Annotated in this window: 19 protein-coding genes; 10 read left to right on the top strand and 9 right to left on the bottom strand. The window is 66.3% G+C overall.

Annotated features, from left to right (window positions below; all coding sequences use genetic code 11):
* Positions 1–17: 17 nt before the first annotated feature.
* Both JQN66_RS00645 and JQN66_RS00640 read right to left on the bottom strand, forming a co-directional pair.
* Positions 18–659, bottom strand: coding sequence for a response regulator transcription factor (locus JQN66_RS00645; RefSeq protein ID WP_204676238.1), 642 nt, complete (start codon positions 657–659; stop codon positions 18–20).
* Entirely contained in the window at positions 637–2,472 is a 1,836-nt protein-coding gene (locus tag JQN66_RS00640) for a sensor histidine kinase (protein ID WP_204676237.1), read from the bottom strand. Before JQN66_RS00640 ends, JQN66_RS00645 begins: the two co-directional genes overlap by 23 nt.
* Positions 2,473–2,607: 135 nt before the next feature.
* Here JQN66_RS00640 and JQN66_RS00635 point away from each other — a divergent pair, with 135 nt between their 5' ends.
* Positions 2,608–3,270: a hypothetical protein gene (locus JQN66_RS00635; protein WP_204676236.1), complete on the top strand. Its 663-nt coding sequence runs from the start codon at positions 2,608–2,610 to the stop codon at positions 3,268–3,270.
* Positions 3,271–3,396: 126 nt separating this feature from the next.
* On the opposite strand, the gene pstB is transcribed toward JQN66_RS00635, so the two are convergent.
* The 4 genes from pstB to pstS all read right to left on the bottom strand — a co-directional run bounded on the left by pstB (position 3,397) and on the right by pstS (position 7,540).
* A complete protein-coding gene (gene pstB / locus JQN66_RS00630) occupies positions 3,397–4,176 on the bottom strand; it encodes a phosphate ABC transporter ATP-binding protein PstB (RefSeq protein ID WP_204676235.1) in 780 nt (259 codons plus the stop codon).
* Between the two features lie 49 nt (positions 4,177–4,225).
* Positions 4,226–5,368: a phosphate ABC transporter permease PstA gene (gene pstA, locus JQN66_RS00625; RefSeq protein WP_188949821.1), complete on the bottom strand. Its 1,143-nt coding sequence runs from the start codon at positions 5,366–5,368 to the stop codon at positions 4,226–4,228.
* Positions 5,368–6,303 carry a phosphate ABC transporter permease subunit PstC gene (gene pstC / locus JQN66_RS00620; protein ID WP_204676234.1) on the bottom strand — a complete coding sequence of 312 codons (936 nt, stop codon included), beginning with the start codon at positions 6,301–6,303 and terminating at the stop codon, positions 5,368–5,370. Before pstC ends, pstA begins: the two co-directional genes overlap by 1 nt.
* Positions 6,304–6,418: 115 nt before the next feature.
* Entirely contained in the window at positions 6,419–7,540 is a 1,122-nt protein-coding gene (gene pstS, locus JQN66_RS00615) for a phosphate ABC transporter substrate-binding protein PstS (protein ID WP_204676233.1), read from the bottom strand.
* Positions 7,541–7,757: 217 nt separating this feature from the next.
* Here pstS and JQN66_RS00610 point away from each other — a divergent pair, with 217 nt between their 5' ends.
* The 3 genes from JQN66_RS00610 to disA are packed head-to-tail and all read left to right on the top strand — an operon-like array spanning position 7,758 to position 11,422.
* Positions 7,758–8,900 (top strand): FUSC family protein, encoded by a 1,143-nt coding sequence (locus tag JQN66_RS00610; RefSeq protein WP_204676232.1) that lies wholly within the window; start codon positions 7,758–7,760, stop codon positions 8,898–8,900.
* Positions 8,901–8,920: 20 nt separating this feature from the next.
* Positions 8,921–10,315: a DNA repair protein RadA gene (gene radA, locus JQN66_RS00605; protein ID WP_204676231.1), complete on the top strand. Its 1,395-nt coding sequence runs from the start codon at positions 8,921–8,923 to the stop codon at positions 10,313–10,315.
* A 33-nt stretch (positions 10,316–10,348) separates the two neighbouring features.
* Positions 10,349–11,422, top strand: a complete 1,074-nt coding sequence (disA, locus tag JQN66_RS00600; protein ID WP_204676230.1) for a DNA integrity scanning diadenylate cyclase DisA — start codon at positions 10,349–10,351, stop codon at positions 11,420–11,422.
* Positions 11,423–11,440: 18 nt separating this feature from the next.
* Here the strand turns inward: disA and JQN66_RS00595 are convergent, their stop codons facing one another.
* Entirely contained in the window at positions 11,441–12,043 is a 603-nt protein-coding gene (locus JQN66_RS00595) for a DUF3054 domain-containing protein (RefSeq protein WP_204676229.1), read from the bottom strand.
* An 84-nt stretch (positions 12,044–12,127) separates the two neighbouring features.
* Here JQN66_RS00595 and JQN66_RS00590 point away from each other — a divergent pair, with 84 nt between their 5' ends.
* Complete coding sequence (locus JQN66_RS00590; protein WP_204676228.1) at positions 12,128–13,036, top strand: A/G-specific adenine glycosylase; 909 nt, start codon at positions 12,128–12,130, stop codon at positions 13,034–13,036.
* A 52-nt stretch (positions 13,037–13,088) separates the two neighbouring features.
* Positions 13,089–13,889, top strand: a complete 801-nt coding sequence (locus tag JQN66_RS00585) for a DUF1206 domain-containing protein (RefSeq protein WP_204676227.1) — start codon at positions 13,089–13,091, stop codon at positions 13,887–13,889.
* Position 13,890: 1 nt separating this feature from the next.
* Here the strand turns inward: JQN66_RS00585 and JQN66_RS00580 are convergent, their stop codons facing one another.
* Complete coding sequence (locus JQN66_RS00580) at positions 13,891–14,397, bottom strand: amino-acid N-acetyltransferase (protein WP_204676226.1); 507 nt, start codon at positions 14,395–14,397, stop codon at positions 13,891–13,893.
* Positions 14,398–14,528: 131 nt separating this feature from the next.
* Between JQN66_RS00580 and JQN66_RS00575 the strand changes: the two genes are divergently transcribed.
* Genes JQN66_RS00575 through JQN66_RS00560 form a run of 4 tightly spaced genes read left to right on the top strand, consistent with a single transcriptional unit; the run spans position 14,529 to position 17,062 of the window.
* Positions 14,529–15,746 (top strand): MFS transporter, encoded by a 1,218-nt coding sequence (locus tag JQN66_RS00575; protein ID WP_239464089.1) that lies wholly within the window; start codon positions 14,529–14,531, stop codon positions 15,744–15,746.
* Positions 15,747–15,749: 3 nt separating this feature from the next.
* Positions 15,750–16,148: a helix-turn-helix domain-containing protein gene (locus tag JQN66_RS00570; RefSeq protein WP_204676225.1), complete on the top strand. Its 399-nt coding sequence runs from the start codon at positions 15,750–15,752 to the stop codon at positions 16,146–16,148.
* Between the two features lie 48 nt (positions 16,149–16,196).
* Positions 16,197–16,619 (top strand): VOC family protein, encoded by a 423-nt coding sequence (locus JQN66_RS00565; protein ID WP_188949844.1) that lies wholly within the window; start codon positions 16,197–16,199, stop codon positions 16,617–16,619.
* The gene (locus JQN66_RS00560; RefSeq protein WP_188949846.1) at positions 16,616–17,062 is read left to right on the top strand and encodes an iron chaperone; all 447 of its coding nucleotides are present in this window, start codon (positions 16,616–16,618) and stop codon (positions 17,060–17,062) included. Before JQN66_RS00565 ends, JQN66_RS00560 begins: the two co-directional genes overlap by 4 nt.
* On the opposite strand, the gene JQN66_RS00555 is transcribed toward JQN66_RS00560, so the two are convergent.
* A complete protein-coding gene (locus tag JQN66_RS00555; protein ID WP_188949847.1) occupies positions 17,059–17,523 on the bottom strand; it encodes a hypothetical protein in 465 nt (154 codons plus the stop codon). The two genes, JQN66_RS00560 and JQN66_RS00555, sit on opposite strands and share 4 nt — an antisense overlap.
* Between the last annotated feature and the right edge of the window lie 71 nt (positions 17,524–17,594).

Genomic DNA, 17,594 nt, shown 5'->3' with positions numbered 1-17,594 from the left:
GTGCGGCAGCCCTGCGTTCAGCGCAGCTCCTGGTCGCGGGCGTGCAAACGCTGCATGGCTCCGTACCGGTCCCGCACCTGAAGCTTGGCAAGGATATTCGACACGTGGTTCCGCACTGTTTTCAGCGCGACACCCAATTCCGCGGCAATTGCCGCATTCCCCAAGTCCCTGTCCATCAACCGCAGCACCTGGAGCTCGCGTTCGGTGAGCATCGGCAGCGCCGCCAGCGCGGGATCCGTTGGCTGGTCGAAATACGCCAGCACCCGCGAGGCGATCTGCGCGTCGAAGATCGCCTCCCCGGCGGCTACCGCGCGCACCGCGCGTTCAATTTGCACTTCGCCGGCGCCCTTGAGCAGGTAGCCGCGGGCGCCGGCCCGCAGCGCGGCCAGCACGAGGTCCTCGTCGCCGAACATGCTCAACACCAGCACCGCCGGAGGCGGGGTGCGCGAAACGACGCGGCCGGTGGCTGCGATGCCGTCGAGCACCGGCATCCGCAGATCCATGATCACCACATCGGGCCGGTGCAGTTCGGACAGTTCGACGGCCTGCCCTCCGTCCTCCGCGATGGCGCAGACCTGGAAATCCGCGATGCCGGAAAGCACCAATTCCAATCCTCGCCGGAACACCGGATGGTCGTCAGCAAGCAAAATGCGAATCATCCGCGGCACCTTTCGCCGAACCGATGCCCAGCGGCAGCGCAACGCAGATGCGCGTTCCGCCGGTTTCGACCTCCCGACGCGTGCAGCTTCCGCCGATTTCCGCAGCACGTTCGCTCATGCTTTCCCATCCGGTGCCGCAGGGGGTGCCCTGCGGCCATCCCGTGCCGTTGTCGCTGATCGTGAGGCACAGCGAGCCCGCCGGGGATTCGGCGATTTCCACCGTGCAGGACGCCGCGCCTGCATGCTCGACCGCGTTGGAGACCGCTTCCACCACGATCCGATAGGCGGCGACCTCCACCGCGGCGGGGATCTGCGCGGGCAGGCCGCCGGCGAGCACGCGCACCCGCGTGGCACCGGACAGGCGCAGCGCCTGCTGCTCAACCGCTCCGAGCAGCCCGACCTCGTCCAGCGCCGGCGGGCGCAGCCCCTCCACGACCCGTCGGATCTCGCCCACCGCTTCGGCGGCATCGTCGCGGGCTTCGCGGATCAGCGCGCCATCGAGCCTCCGTTCGGCCGCTTGCAGCTTGAGGGTGAGTCCGGCCAGCGTCGGGCCGAGCCCGTCGTGCAGATCATGGCGCAGCCGGCGGCGTTCTTCCTCCCTGGCGGTGATGATGCGCGTGCGCGAGGCGCTCAGCTGCCCGTTGAGCCTTTCCACATGCAGCACCAATGCGGCGTATCCGCACAGGTCAGCGAGCAGTGCGTGATCACCCGCCGACAGCCTCCTTCCCTGCGGGAGCTGAATCGCCAAGGCCGCCAGGGGATGCCCGCGGTAGGACAGCTCAACCCGGTGGGTTCCCGCCGCGGCAGGCTCCCCGAGCGGCTCGAACCAGGCTTCAGGCACCCGCAGCAGCTGGCAGACGCCGTCGCAGATGGCGGCCTCGATCCGCGATTCCGCGACCCCCGCCAGCCTGCGCGACAGCTCGCGCAGCGCGGCATCCGGCGTGGCCCGGTAGCCGTAGGCCCAGCGCTCCGCTGCACGGCGCACCCTGGAGAACAGCGGGTTGCCGACAGCCACCACGGCGGCCAGCACCAGGACCGTTGCCAGGGCTCCGCCGCCGCTGAGCGTACCCGCCAGCGCGAGCACCACCGCATAGGCCGCATACACCGCGAGCAGCAGCACTCCGTAGGCCAGCGCCCGGCTGAGCACCACGTGGATATCGAACAGCTCATGGCGCAAGACCGCGACCGCCATGCACAGCGGCAGCCCGATCACGACCAGTCCGACGCACATCTGGTCGACCCACTGCACCGCCCCGAGGAACAGGTGGTTGGCCCAGAGCAGCAGCAGGCCCAACGGGATGCCCATCGAGCCGAAGACCAGCCACAGCAGCTGGCTGCGCTCCTTGCCCTGCGCCCGCCGCAGCCTCAGGAAGACGGCGGGCAGCACGCCTAGGAAGAAGGCGGCGCTGCCTGCGAAGACGAGCACCGAGAGCACCTGGACCGAGACGGCCACCGGTTCCGGAACAGCTTGGATCTGGCCCTCCTCGATGACGGCGTCGAGCCCGGCCAGCACGGCAAACAGGATGACGCTCGCGCTGCCTGCGGCGATCCAGCGCCGCCACCGCCGGCTGGCCGCGCGGCCGGTCGGGGCCAGATAAGCCAGCAGGACAAGCCAGAAATACAGCAGAACCCAGCTCCCGGCGCCTGCCGAAGCGGCAGGGGAAGCCGAGGCATCCGGTTCGAGGCCGAGCACCAGCATCGCACTGGCCCCGTGGGCCACCAACAGGACACCGCACCACCGTTGCCGGCTGCGCACCAACACCACAATGCCGAGGATGACGGGGATGACGGCGGCTACCGCTACGCCCCACATGCGCCCATTGTAGTTCCGGGCCCCGTGATTCGATACCGATCCCGGGACAGGTTCCCGGCCGTCCCGGGACCAAGGCCGATGCGCCGGGGACGGGACGGATGCCATGCTCTGCCTATCGCGAAGGAGGCGATGGAAATGTCTTTGGAAAACCCGAAGTTCTTTTACCGGGCAGCGTATCTGGCTGCCGCATGCTGGGTGGGGCAAATGTTCATCGGCACGGTGGATCTCGGCTCGTTGCAGAGTACCGCCGCGGTGCGGCCCATCATGGACAGCTGGCTGGAGAACGTCGTCCTGCAGGGCCTGTGGATTCTCATGGCCGTGTCGCTGATCTTCTTCGGCAGCGCATGCCGTACCGCATTCCTGGCCCATCCCGGCACGAAATCGGGGTACGCGGCGGCCATCCATGCGGGTTGGCTGTTATCGGCGTCGGGCCTGGCGGTGACGGCATGGGCAAACCAGTCGATGCTGGTTGCCGCCGAGAGCGCCGACCAGGCCGGCGTGGGCGCCTTGGCCTACCTGCAGGTCCACGGCTGGTTCGTGACCCTCACCGGGCTGAGCACTGCGCTGATCGCCATGGGGCTCGGCGCCCGGCGCACCGGCCTGCTGCCTTCGTGGTTCGCCTACACCACCGCAGCGCTGGGGATCCTGGGGCTGCTGGGGGCGCTGCACATCCCTCCGGGCGGCTTCCTGTGCTACGTGCTCCTGCCGCCGTGGCTTGTGGCCGCCGCAGTGCTGCTGGCCCGGTCATCCCGCGCCGTCGCCGGACAGGCCGGAGCCAGCACGGCGGCCCGCGGCTGAGCACCGATGATTTAAAACCAGCGGCGCACCTTTCGGTGCGCCGCTGGCGGTGATCCCCAGGATCCCCGGAAGACCCCCTTCCGGTTCACCTACCAACCTGCTGACGGCAGGCGGTAGACGAAATCTTTATCCGAAGCGTCCTGAGACGTAGTCTTCGGTAGCCTTCTGCTCCGGGTTGGAGAAGATGGTGGCGGTGTCGTTGAACTCGATGAGCTTGCCCGGCTTGCCGGTGCCCGCAATGTTGAAGAATGCGGTCCTGTCGCTGACGCGGGCGGCCTGCTGCATATTGTGGGTCACGATCACCACGGTGTAGTCGTTCTTCAGCTCGTTGATCAGGTCCTCGATGGCCAGGGTCGAGATCGGGTCCAGCGCCGAGCACGGTTCGTCCATCAGGATCACATCCGGCTTGACCGCGATGGTGCGGGCGATGCACAGGCGCTGCTGCTGGCCGCCAGAGAGGCCCGAGCCCGGCTTGTCCAGACGGTCCTTGACCTCGTTCCACAGGTTCGCGCCGCGCAGCGACTTCTCCACCAGCGCATCGGCGTCGGACCTGGAGATCTTCTTGCCGTTCAGCTTCACGCCGGCCAGCACGTTGTCCTTGATGGACATGGTCGGGAACGGGTTCGGGCGCTGGAAGACCATGCCGATCTGGCTGCGCACGGTCACCGGGTCCACGCCCGGGCCGTACAGGTCGTCGCCGTCCAGCAGGACTTCGCCCTCGACGCGGCCGCCGGGGATGACCTCGTGCATGCGGTTCAGGGTGCGCAGGAAGGTGGACTTGCCGCAGCCGGACGGACCGATGAAGGCGGTGACGGACTTCGGCTCGATGTTGATGGACACGCCTTCAACCGCGCGGAACTTGGAGTAGTAGACGTTCAGGTCGTTGACGTCGATGCGTTTTGCCATGGTGTTTGTCCTTGAAAATTCTTGGGGTTTCGAAGGCCGGAGCGCTAGCTCAACGGCCCTTCTTTGGAGCGAAGAGCTTGGCGATCAACCGGGCGGCCAGGTTCAGCGCCATGACCATGAGGATCAGCAGCAGGGCCGCGGCCCAGGCGCGCTGGATCGACGGGTCGACGTTGGTCGGGCTGGTCGGCGTCATGATCTGGTAGTAGATGAACGTGGGCAACGTGGACATCCAGTTGGCGAACACGTTCAGGTTGATGTTGCTGGCGATGCCGGCGGTGACCAGGATCGGGGCGGTTTCGCCGATGACGCGGGCGATCGCCAGGGTCACGCCGGAGGCGATGCCGGAGATTGCGGTCGGGATGACCACCTTCAGGATGGTGCGCCAGCGGCGCACGCCCAGCGCGTAGGAGGCTTCGCGCAGCTCGTTCGGGACGATCTTGAGCATTTCCTCGGTGGAGCGGACCACGGTCGGGATCATCAGCACGCTCAGGGCGACCGCCGCGACGATGCCCATGCGGGAGTTCGGGCCCAGGAGCAGGCCGAAGAACGCGGCCGCGAACAGGCCGGCCACGATGGACGGGATGCCGGTCATCACGTCGACGAAGAAGGTGATGGCGCGGGCCAGCGGGCCGTTCTTGCCATACTCGACCAGGTAGATGGCGGTCAGCATGCCCACCGGCACCGAGATCACGGTGGCCCACAGGGTGATCAGCAAGGTGCCCATCAGCGCGTGGTAGGCGCCGCCGAGCACCGGGGTGCCGTTTTCAACGGTCTGGTTGTCGACCGCCCCGGTGATGCCGTTCATCGAGCTGAACAGGAAGTGCATGTTCATGCCCGGCAGGCCCTTTTCCAGCACCGTGTAGAGCACCGAAGCCAGCGGGATCAGCGCCAGGATGAAGGACGCGTAGATCAGGTAGGTCCAGGTCGCGTTCTTGCCGCGGCGCTTGCCCTCGACCACGGTGGTGGCCACCGAGGCGGCGACCAGGAAGATCACCGCGGAGTAGATGGCGAAGGTCGCCACGTTGAAGCCGGTCAGCGTGGAGCCGGCGGCGCCCAGGATGATCGATCCGCCGGCGACGGCCGGGACGGCCCACTTGGGCAGCTTGCCCTTGGCCAGCGAGTTGCGCTTGCGGCTCGGGCCGGTCGGCGGCGTTGCGGTATTTCTGCGTTCGGAAGTAGTCATGGCACTCATCAGTTGGCTCCGGAGAATTCCTTATGGCGGGCGATGATTGCCCGGGCGATCATGTTCACGACCAGGGTGATCAGGAACAGGACCAGGCCGGCGGCGATGAGCTCGGCCAGGCGCAGCCCGAAGGCCTCGGGGAAGTTCAGCGCGATCTCGGCGGCGATGGTCTGGTTGCCGGACTTGATCAGCGACGGGATGAGGTTGCCGGTGGACAGGACCAGGGCCACGGCCATGGTCTCGCCCAGTGCGCGGCCCAGACCGAGCATGGTGGCGGAGATGATGCCGGGGCGGGCGAAGGGCAGCACCGCGGTGGTGATCATTTCCCAGCGGGTGGCGCCCAGCGCCAGGGCGGCTTCCTCATGCAGTTTCGGGGTCTGCAGGAAGATTTCGCGCGACAGCGAGGTGATGATCGGCAGCACCATCACGGCCAGCACGATGCCGGCGGTGAGCATGGTCTTGCCGGTCTGGCTGGCGGGGCCTTCGAAAATCGGGATGAAACCCAGGTTCCTGGCCAGCCAGTCGTAGCCGGGCACCAGCGCCGGGGCCAGCACCATGTAGCCCCAGGCGCCGTAGATGACCGACGGGATGGCGGCCAGCAGGTCGATCACGTAGCCCAGCGGGCCGGCGATCCGGCGCGGGGCGAAGTGCGAGATGAACAGCGCCACGCCCAGCCCGATGGGGGTGGCGATCAGCAGCGCGATGGCCGCCGCGATGACGGTGCCGACGACGATCGGCCAGATGTAGGAGAGGAAGCCGGCGCCGCCGGAAATATCGGCCGGATCGGCCATGAACGTCGGCAGGGCCTGGATGAGCAGGAAGACCGCCACCGCGAACAGGGTGATCAGGATCAGTACACCGGCGCCGAGCGCGGCGCCTGAGAAGATCTTGTCCCCGGCGCGGCCGGAAGTCGATGACTTGCTCGTCAAAGCATTGGTAGTCATTGGCTAAAGCCTTTACGGATATTGGAGGGGTGTTGCAGCTTGCGCTGCGGGGGTGGAGGGGGTTTGGCGCGGGCGGTTGCCCGCCCGCGCCGGGTGCCGGTTTCCCGGCGGGGTGCTACTTGGCGACGGTGATGGAGTCGATGGCAGCCGCTGCCTTCTCTTCCATGCTGGCCGACAGCGGGGCGTTGCCGGCCGAGTCCGAAGCGGTCTTCTGGCCCTCGGTCGAGACAGCGTAGGTGCCGAAGGCCTTCACCAGGTCGACGGTTGCCTGGTCCTTGTAGGTGGTGCAGAAGATGTGGTACGAGAGCAGCACGATCGGGTAGGTGCCGGCCTCGGTGGTGTCGCGCTCCAGGTCCAGGGCCAGGTCGTTCTCGGCGGCCCCCTCGACCGGGGTGGCGGTTTCCAGGGCCTTGGCCGCGGCCTCGGCGGAAATCTTGGTGTACTCGTCGCCGACCTTGACGTTCACGGTGGACAGGTCGCCCACGGCGGAGAAGTCGGCGTAGGTGATGGCGCCGTCGGTCGAGCCGGTGGTGGAGACCACGCCGGAGGTGCCCTTGGCGTTCTCCGACTGGATGTCCGATGGCCAGTCGCCGGAGACCTCGTAGGTCCAGACGTCGCCCGCGGCGGCCTTCAGGTACTCGACGAAGTTCTCGGTGGTGCCGGATTCGTCATTGCGGTGCACCACGGTGATGGCGGTGTCCGGCAGAGTGGCTTCCGGGTTCTGCTTGGCGATGGCCTCATCGTTCCAGGTGGTGATCTCCTTCTTGAAGATCTTGGCGATGGTGCCGGCATCGAGGTTCAGCTCGTCGACGCCGTCCAGGTTGAAGGCCACCGCGATCGGGGAAACGTAGGCCGGGACGTTGAAGGCGCCGTCCGGGCCGCAGACCTGCTTGGCTTCTTCTGCTTCTTCGGGTTTCAGGTAGGCATCCGAACCGGCGAACTGCGCGCCGCCGGCCATGAACGCCTTGCGGCCGGCACCCGAGCCGTCCGGCGAGTACTGGACGTTGGCCTGCGGGTTTTCGGCCTTGAAGCCGGTGATCCAGGCTTCCATGGCCGACTTCTGGCTCGAAGCGCCGATGCCGGTCAGGGTGCCGGAAACCGCGGCGTTGGCCGCCGGGGTTTCGCCCGACGCCGATGCGCCGGCGGCGCCGGTCGGGTTGTCGGAACCGCAGGCGGTCAGTGCGAGAGCTGCGACAGAAAGAACAGCAGCTGCACTGCCAAGACGATTGAGCTTCACGAGAGTTACTCCCCATAAGAGTTGGTAGATAAGAATCTGAACCTTCGAGCGGACATTTGTCCTGCTTCACTTATGAGGCTAAGGAGCCAAAGTAACCAGATCCCCCAGCGAAGGTGAACGAAAGGTTAACAACCCCTGCAACTTTCGGTGATCCTGATCACCGCGATTGCTGTGTCCCTGCCCCGGGAGCCTGCACAGCTCATGAAAGACTATGCTCATGGCCATCGCTCGCACCTCCGGCAGCAAGCGCCGAGACCTCACGAACTTCCTGGCCCGGCGCAATGCCGCTGGCCTGGTCCGCGCAAGGAACTCCCTGCCGCGGATCATCCGCATGACCCTCGGCGCAGTCGGCGCCTACTGGGTGGCCGACACGCTGCTGGGGCACACCCAGCCGATCTTCGCCGCGACCAGCGCGCTGATCTCGCTGGGTTTCGGCGGCGCGACCACCGTACGCCGCACCGCCGAGGTGGCGCTCGGCTGCACCCTGGGCGTGGCCCTGGGCGATACGCTCATGCACTGGCTCGGCCAAGGCATTTGGCAGGCGGCCGTGGTGATGTCGTTGAGCCTGGTGGTGGCCCGCTATCTGGATTCCGGTCCGATCTTCTCCACCCAGCTGGGTATGCAGTCTGCGCTGGTGGTGCTGCTTCCGATCAGCGTGGACGGGCCCTTCTCAAGGTCCCTGGATGCGCTGACCGGTTCGGTGCTGGCGCTGCTGATCATCATCCTGTGGCCCTCGGATCCGCGCCGCACCCCGGTGGCCGCACTCTCGGAGCTGTTCAAGGAACTGTCCGAAGCGATGCTGGAATGCTCTTGGGCGATCCGCGACGATGACCGCAGGGCTGCGTTCCATGCGTTGATCAAGGCCAGAGCCACCCAAAAGCATCTGGACCAGCTGCCCGGAGCGTTCAAGGCGGCCCAGGAAATCGCGATGCTCTCCCCTGCCGGCCGGCGCCACCGGGAGGAGCTCGCCCGGCTTTCGGATCGCTTCAACCACTACGACTGGGCCGCCCGCAACGCCCGCGTCTTCGCCCGCAGGCTCTCCTCGGTGCTGAGCAACAGCGCGCTGACCCCGGAAGGATCGGCCAACCTGGCGCCGTTGCTGCGCGAGATCTCCGAGGGCATCAACGCGCTGGCGCATTCGGTGCGCGAACCTAACCTGGCCGGGCAGCACAAGTTCGAGAAGAACGCCCGCAGCCAGCTGGAGGCCGCCGCCGCGCAGCTCGACCCGCGGGCGCTGGGCGTCGAGGGCCTGCAGGGCGAAGGCCTGGTGCTGCTGCTGCGCCCGATGCTGGTGGATCTGCTGGAGGCGGCCGGACTCGACCACGAGACAGCCATCGGGGCGCTGCCCAAGTTGTCCTAGCGGGTCGCTAGCATTAAGCCATGGCCAAAACTTCCACACGCAGCAAATCCACCGCGAGCTACAAGTGCTCCGAATGCGGCTGGACCACGGTTAAATGGGTGGGCCGCTGCGGCGAATGCCAGGCCTGGGGCACCGTGGAAGAGGTCGGCGTGGTCTCCGCGCGCACCGCCCCCGCGGCCAAGGTCGCGCATCCGGCCAAGCCCATTGCGCAGATCGACGGCTCCGAAGCCGCATTCCGTCCCAGCGGGGTCTCCGAGCTGGACCGCGTGCTGGGCGGCGGCCTCGTGCCGGCCGCAGCCATCCTGCTGGCCGGGGAGCCCGGGGTCGGCAAGTCCACGCTGCTGCTGGATGTCGCCGCCAAGGCCGCCAACACCGGGCTGAAAGTCCTCTACCTGACCGGCGAGGAATCCGCGGCGCAGGTGAAATCGCGCGCCGAACGCATCAACGCCGTCGCGGACAACCTCTACCTGGCGGCCGAAACCGACCTCTCGCTGGCGCTGGGGCAGATCCAGGAGATCAACCCGCAGCTGCTGATCCTCGACTCGGTGCAGACCTTCTCCTCCGCAGAGGTCGACGGCGCGGCCGGCGGCGTCTCGCAGGTGCGCGAGGTGGCGGCCTCCATCATCAACGCGGCCAAGACCCGCGGCATGACCACCATCATGGTCGGGCACGTGACCAAGGAAGGCTCGGTGGCGGGCCCCCGCCTGCTGGAGCACCTGGTGGACGTGGTGTGCCAGTTCGACGGCGAGAAGCATTCCCGCCTGCGCATACTTCGTGCGCTGAAGAACCGCTACGGGGCAACGGACGAGGTCGGCTGCTTCGACCTGAACGAGGACGGCATTGAATCGCTGACCGACCCCTCCAAGCTCTTCGTCACCCGCACCCGCAACCCCGTTCCGGGTACCTGCATCACGGTCACGCTTGAAGGCCGAAGGCCGCTGGTGGCCGAGGTGCAGACCCTGCTCTCACGCGGCAGCGGGCCCGCGCCGCGCCGAGCTACCAGCGGGCTGGACGCCGCGCGCGCCCAGATGGTGGTCGCCGTCCTGCAGGCCCGCGCCCACATGGACCTTTCCTCCATGGACTCCTACATCGCCACCGTCGGCGGGGTGAAGATCAGCGAGCCGGCCGCGGACCTGTCCTGCGCGCTGGCGCTGGCCTCCTCGCTGAACGAGTTCCCACTGCCGCAGGATTTCGTCGCCTTCGGCGAGGTGGGGCTTGCCGGAGAGGTCCGCCAGGTCCCGGAGATTGCGCGGCGCATCACCGAGGCCCAGCGTCTGGGCTTCTCCTTCGCCATGGCTCCGGCGACGCCGGAGCCGCTGAAGAACATCCCGGACGGCATCCGCGTTTTCCAGGTGGAGAACATTGCCCAGGCCCTGGATATCGCGTTCAACCAGAGGCAGAAGCCCGCACGATAAAATGGGAGCTGCTGCCCGTTGAAAGGACGCACGTTGAAATCGCATCCCGCACCCGAACTTCTCTCCACCCTGGCCCGGATCGCCCCGGGCACCGAGCTGGCCCAAGGCCTGGAACGCATCCAGCGCGGACGCACCGGCGCACTGATCGTGCTGGGGCACGACAAGGAGGTCGAATCCATCTGTTCGGGCGGTTTCCGGATCAATACGGACTACACCCCCACCCGCCTGCGCGAGCTGGCCAAGATGGACGGCGCGATCATCCTGGACGCCTCGGCCCGCCAGATCTTGCAGGCCGGGGTGCAGCTGATGCCCGACGCAAGCATCGAGACCCAGGAATCGGGCACCCGGCACCGCACCGCGGAACGCGTCGCCGCGCAAACCGGATTCCCGGTGATATCGGTGTCGCAGTCCATGCAGACCATCACCCTTTACGCCGCCGGCGAGCGCCACGTGCTCGAGCCGGCCGAACGGCTGCTGGCCCGCGGCAACCAGGCGATTGCCACCCTTGAACGCTACCGCCACCGGCTTGACCAGGTGACCAGCGCGCTGTCGGCCGCGGAAATCGAGGACACCGCCACGGTCCGCGAGGTGTTGGCGGTGCTGCAGCGCACCGAGATGCTGCGCCGCACCAGCGAAGAGATTTCGCGTTCCGTGCTGGAGCTCGGCGCGGACGGCCGCCTGCTGGCCTCCCAGCACACCGAACTGCTGGCCGGCATCCAGATCGACAACCAGCTGCTGCTGCGCGACTACTCCCATGCCGAGGGGCAGGAATTGGACATCGAGGCGGCGTTGGAGAAGCTGCACGAGATCTCCGATGCACAGCTGATCGAACCCGAGGCGCTGACAAGGATCCTGTTCCCGAATTCGACCGCTGACCAGGAGGATACGCTCACTCCGAAGGGCTACCGCCTGCTGTCGCAGATCCGCACGGTCCCCAAGGCCATCGGCGAACGCCTGGTCGCGTCCTTCGACAACCTGCAGCTGCTCATGGCCGCCACGACCAGCCAGCTGATGGAGATCGAGGGCGTAGGCGAACAGCGTGCCCGCTCGATCCGCGAAGGCCTGGCCCGCATGGCCGAATCCTCGCTGCTGGACCGCTACATCTAGGCCCGCGCCGAAAATCGGCTACTTGAGCACGAACGTCGCCGGCTCGCTGGTCAACTCCCCGATCGCCGCGGTGAACTTGTAGGTTCCCGGCAGCGGCTTGGCGTTGACCGCCTTGCAGCCCGGGGCGGAGCGGTTGCGGTTCCAGGTGAACTTCGCGCTTTCCTTCTGCCCGGCCGCGAAACCCAGCACGACGTCTTCGCCGTTGCTCAGGCAGTCGACCGTGGAAAAGATCCGGTCCGAGCCGCTGGAAATCAGAAATTCCTGCTGGCTGGTGCCGACGTTCAGCTCGCAGTCGCGCTTGGACGTGTTTTCAATTCCCAGGGTAAGCACCGGGTCTTCTTCCGAGGCGTAGGACTGCTTGTCGGTGGACGCGGTAATGGTGATTTCCCCGGCCTTGCAGGCGTTGGATTCCGTCTCCCCGGAGGGCTCGGAGGCACTGGGCGAGGCTTCGGCAGTGGTCGGGTTCGACCCCTTCGGATCTTCGTCTGCGCCGAACATTCCGACGACAGCGGTGACGCCCCAGACGATGAGTCCGACAAGCACAAGAGCCAAAACAGCCACGGTGATGCGCCGGCGCCGATAGACGCGGGCCAATGGCTTGCCCCCGGATGTGTTGCTCATGGCTTAAGGCTAGTTCATTGCATGGCCGCACCGCGTGATATCCAGCGGTTCTGCACCGTGAATCAGCTGACTTAGAGTGGATGGGTGCAGCAAATTCACGAGAAGATCAATCACTGGTACCTGAACAACCAACGCGACCTGCCATGGCGCCGCCCCGGGGTCACCGGGTGGGAAGTCATGGTCAGTGAATTCATGCTGCAGCAGACTCCGGTGGTCCGGGTGCTTCCGGTCTGGGAAGAGTGGATGGAACGCTGGCCAACTCCTGAAGATCTGGCCGCCGAACCGCTGTCCGAGGCGTTGAAGGCCTGGGGCAGGCTCGGGTATCCGCGCCGCGCCCAGCGGCTGCATGCTGCGGCGGTGGAGATCACCACCGAATACAACGGCCAGGTGCCGCAGACCGAAGCCGAGCTTCGCGCGCTGCCCGGAGTGGGCGACTACACCGCAGCGGCCATCGCCTGCTTCGCCTTCGGCGAGCCCACCGTGGTGGTTGATACGAACATCCGCCGCGTCCAGGCCAGGGTATTTGGCGGCATGGCCCTGCCCGAGCCCAACCCCCGCGCCAGCGAGTTCGCCAGGGCCCGCGAGGTGCAGCCGGCCGACCGCCGGGAGGCGAACCTCTGGAACATTTCCGTCATGGAGCTGGGCGCGCTGGTCTGCACAGCACGCAGCCCCAAGTGCGAGCTGTGCCCGGTCTTCGATGACTGCGCCTGGATCGCCGCCGGCAGGCCGGAACCGCACTACACCCCCAAGGGGCAGGCCTGGCATGGGACGGACCGCCAGGTGCGCGGAGCCATCATGGCGATCCTGCGCGAGCACGAAGACCCGGTGCCGGAAACGACGTTCCTGACGGATCTTTCTACGCAAACCCACGCGATGTATGTCGCCTTGGGCAAGCTGGAATCCCCGCTGGAACAGCGCGAACGGGCGCTGGCCGGATTGCTCAAGGACGGCCTGGCAGTCGCCGACCCGGAAGGCGTCAGGCTCCCCTCCTGAACGATGGCCGAAAGCCGCTGCCAGAATGTGGATGCGCCCCTAAGCTATGGTCATGGATATTTCTTCCGCCGCCGGCAAGGCCCGCCAGACGGCCCGGAACCCATGGTTCCAACGCGCGGCACGGCTCGGCTACCTGGCCAATGCAGTGCTGCACGCGACGCTCGGTTTCCTTGCCCTGGTGCTGGCCCGCGGCGGCAGCGCCGAAGCAGACCAGAGCGGGGCGTTGCAGACACTGGCTGCGCAGCCCTGGGGGACAGTGCTGCTGTGGGTCTGCGCGATCGGCGCTGCCCTGCTTGGCCTCTGGTCCCTCGCGCAGGCAGCGCTCCCCCAGCCCAAAGCGCTCAGGAGGCTCAAATCCGCGGGCACCGGGATAGTTTTCCTCGTGCTCAGCGGCGCATTTCTGCAATTCGCAATGGGCAACCAGAGCGATTCCGGGCAGGCCACCAGCTCCTTCAGCGCCATGCTGATGCGTTCCGCCGCAGGTCGGGGAGCGTTGATCGCGCTGGGATTGGTGCTGATCGGAGTCGGCGGCTACTTCGTTTACCGGGGAATGACCCGCGGGTTCCTGAAGGACCTGCAGACCTCCGGCCATCGGGCCCTGCGCAAGGCGATCACGGCCTCGGGCGTCGTCGGCTACCCGGCCAAGGGCCTGGTGCTGGCAGCGGTGGGGCTGCTGTTCATCGTTTCCACCGTGCAGGGCGATCCCGAGGAATCAACGGGGATCGACGGGGCGTTGAAGGCGCTGGGCGAGCAGCAGTTCGGCCCGTTTGCGCTGGTGCTCGTCGGCGCGGGCCTGCTGTCCTATGCGCTGTTCCTGGTCTTCCGCTCCCGATTCGACACCATGGAGGATTGAGCTAGAGGGAAATGATCATCCGGGTGTTGCCCAGCGTATTCGGCTTGACCCTCGCCAGGTCCAGGAATTCGGCCACGCCCTCGTCGCGGGACAGCAGGATCTCCTGGTACACCGCGGGATCCACGGCGCTCTGGTCCGCCATCACGCTGAAGCCCTGGCGCTCGAAGAACTTCACCTCGAAGGTCAGGCAGAACACCCGGTGCACCCCGACCTGGCGCGCCCTTTGGAGCAGCTCGGTAAGCAGCACGTGCCCCACGCCCTTGCCGCGCAGTTCGTTGGAAGTGGCCAGGGTACGGATCTCTGCAATGTCTTCCCAGATCACGTGCAGGCCGCCGCAGCCGACCACGTTGCCGTCCGCATCTTCAGCGACCACGAATTCCTGGATGGACTCGTAGTAGGTCACCGCTTCCTTGTCCAGCAGGATGCGCTCCTCGGCCAGTGGTCGCACGAGGTTCCGGATTGCAGGGACATCGCTGGTCTTCGCTGAACGGACGGTAAAAGTATTCACCTTCTAAATCCTATGCCCGCAGGAACACGGATTCGAGCTTCACGTCCGATATGTCATGGAGCGCACCGTGCCACGTGACCTGTGCCAAACTTGGTTTCGGTGACGACTGCCAGCTGAAGTGAAGGATGAAAATGTCGCAGAGCACAGCACGCCCTGGAATGGGGCTGCTATCCATCCTCCTTGCAGCGGTCGGCATCGCCCCGCTGCTGAACTACGGGCTCAGCGCCACCAGCGACCTGATTATCAGGGATCTGGGCATCAGCGAGACCCAGTTCGGGCTTCTCGCCACCGTGTGCTTTGGTTGCGCGGCCATCGGCAACGTGGCTTTCGGCAAGTTCGCCGACCGGCAGCCTGATATCAGGCTGCTCCTGCTGGTCTTCGGCATGGCCGCGCTGGCCATGGGCCTTGCCGCGCTGCCAGCGGGGTATGTCTTCCTGCTGGTCGCATCCGGCATCTCGGGTTTCGCCCAGTCCTTTCCCAACGGGGTCACCAACCGCATTCTCGTCCAGCGGGTGCCCACGAACCAACGCATCGCATGGACTGGCATCAAGCAGTCCGGCGTCCAGGTGTCGCAGCTGATCGGCAGCGTGGGCTTCCCGATGCTCGCCGCAGTCATCGGCTGGCACGGCGCATCGCTGGTCGGCGCCCTCGTCGCTGCGCTGCTGGGCGTCCTTGCCATCCGGGTGGTGTCGGCGGTTCCGCTGCTGCAGGTTCCGGCGCCCGCGAAGCCCAGCTCAGGTGCCGGGCCGGCGGCCGGCACGGATACCGCATCTACCCGCTTCATCATTTTCGCGCTGACTCTCTTCGGTTTCATCAACGGCATCGGCGTTCAGGCAACGAACGTCTACATCCCCCTTTTTGCGGTGCGCGAGTTGGATTTCTCGCTGGTTGCCGGTGGCCTCACCGCCGCGGTGGCCGGGGTGGTAGGCGTCAGCGCCCGCGTGGGCTGGGGCAGGATGATGTCGCGCGGTGTTCCCGCACCGAAGTTGCTGCTCCTTCTGGCGGTCCTCGCCACCGCCGGAGGCGTCAGCTTCCTGATGGCCCAGCAGGCGCATTCGGCGACCCTGCTGTGGCTTGCGGTGGTGCTTCACGGTGCCTCGGCGCTGGGCGTTTCGGTGGTGTTGATGGCCGCGCTGCTGCGCGCCATCCCGATCAGTCGGATGGGCAGCGCCAGCGGCATCGTCTCGGCGGGGCAGTTCGGCGGTTTCACCGTCGGCCCACTGGCCATGGGCCTGCTGATCAGTTCGCCGGGCGGCTTCACCGCCGGCTGGATCGCCGTGGTCTGCATCTACCTCAGTTGCACCCTGCTCGGCCTTTTCCTGGTGTTCCGACGTCGCAGGAGTTCCTAGCCCATGGACGCCAAGATGCTGGAAACACTGGCCCACCTGCGCCGCGCCAGGGATTTGATGGACCGGCACTATGCTGAACCGCTGGATGTGCCCGCGATGGCGCAACGCGCACTCATGTCTCCCGCGCATTTTTCGCGCGAGTTCAAGCGGGCCTACGGCGAGACTCCGCATTCCTATCTGCTGACCCGCCGCATCGAACGGGCCATGCATCTGCTGCGTGCCGGGGTCGGTGTCACCGATGCCTGCATGCAGGTGGGATGGACGTCGCTGGGATCCTTCAGCACCCGCTTCACCGAAGTCGTCGGCGAATCCCCTTCGTCCTACAGTGCACGCGAGCATTCGCAGACCGAACAGATCCCGTCGTGCATTGCCAAGGTTCTTCTGCGGCCCGAAAGATTCTGAGCAGTTTTGAAGAAGCGCGGCGGCGGCAAGCTCCCCTAGTCTGAAATCATGACAAACATTTCAGTTCAATTCGTTCCGGTCACCGTGCTGGATGTAGACGAAGCCCTGGCCTTCTACCGTGACGGCTTGGGGCTGGAGGTGGTCTCCGACGTGTCCAACGCCGGGTTCCGCTGGGTCTCGCTGTCCGTCCCGGCCCAAGGCGGGCTGAACCTCGTGCTTTCCGCACCCGGCGCGGGACGCTCCGACGAGGATGCGCAGGCGCTCGGAGAATTGGTGGCCAAGGGCGCCATGGGCGGGCTGGTTCTCACCGTGCCGGATCTCGATTCGCTGTTCGAATCCTTGTCGGCAAGCGGAGCCGAAGTACTTCAGGAACCCATGAAGCAGCCATGGGGGCCCCGCGACTGCGCGTTCCGGGATCCATCCGGCAACATGGTCCGCATCAACCAAGCAGCTGAGGAGCAAATATCATGACCACCACGGATCAGGAAGGTTTCAGCGCCGCCGAGAAGGCGGCGATGAAGGAGCGCGCAGCGGAAGTCCGCGCACCGAAGAAGCGCATGACCAAGGCCGAAAAAGCGGCCCAGGCCCGCAAAGACGTCGAAGAAAAGATCGCCTCCTACACCGGCAGCGACAAGGAAATTGCGCAGCGGCTGCACCACATCATCACCACAACCGCGCCCCAGCTTGAGCCCAAGACCTGGTACGGGATGCCCGCCTACGCGTTGGACGGCCAGATCCTGTGCTTCATCCAGGACGCAGCGAAGTTCGGGGCCCGTTACCTGACTCTCGGTTTCAACGATGCGGCCCAGCTGGATCACGGAACGCTGTGGCCCACCGCCTACGCCATCACCGCGCTGGACGACCAGCTCGAGGCGCAGGTCATCGCGCTGGTCGGCAAGGCCGTCGGTAACTAGCCCAGGGTCTCCCGCTGCGCTTCGGGCAGCTTCCGGCTCAGCACCGCGGCCGCGGCGCTGAAACCCAGGAGCAGCGCAAGCAGGCTGTAACCGATCGTGTCTGCCCCGTGGTCCCGGGTTCCGGGAACGCTGGCGGCCAGCATCATGCCCAGCCCCAAGGCCAGGACCCCGTAGCCTGCGGCCAGGAAGCACACGACAATCGCTTTGGGGCCCGCGTACCAGTGCCCCAACGCGGTGAAGTCGTTGCAGGTCCACGCCCCGATGCCGAAAGCCGCCACAGCTATGCAAGCAGCAACACCCAGCACCAGGGGTGTCGAACCGTAGCCTGCTCCATCCGGCCCAAGATGACGGACGATCTGTTCGGGAAGTCCCGCCCGCAGCAGCAGATAGGACCCGGCATAGAGCAGCAACGCTGCACCGGGCCCGATCAGCAGGAAAGAATATTTGCGGACGGCAGACATGTCCTGAGCCTACCGGCTCGATGTCGACGGCTCAATCACCGTTAAACAGCCCGCGGGGCGCTGACTTGGAT

It is taken from the genome of Glutamicibacter protophormiae (assembly GCF_016894325.1).
In the GTDB taxonomy this organism is placed as follows: Bacteria; Actinomycetota; Actinomycetes; order Actinomycetales; family Micrococcaceae; genus Glutamicibacter; species Glutamicibacter protophormiae.
Note: the sequence above shows the minus strand (reverse complement) of the source record. Positions and strands in the feature narration are given on the sequence as shown.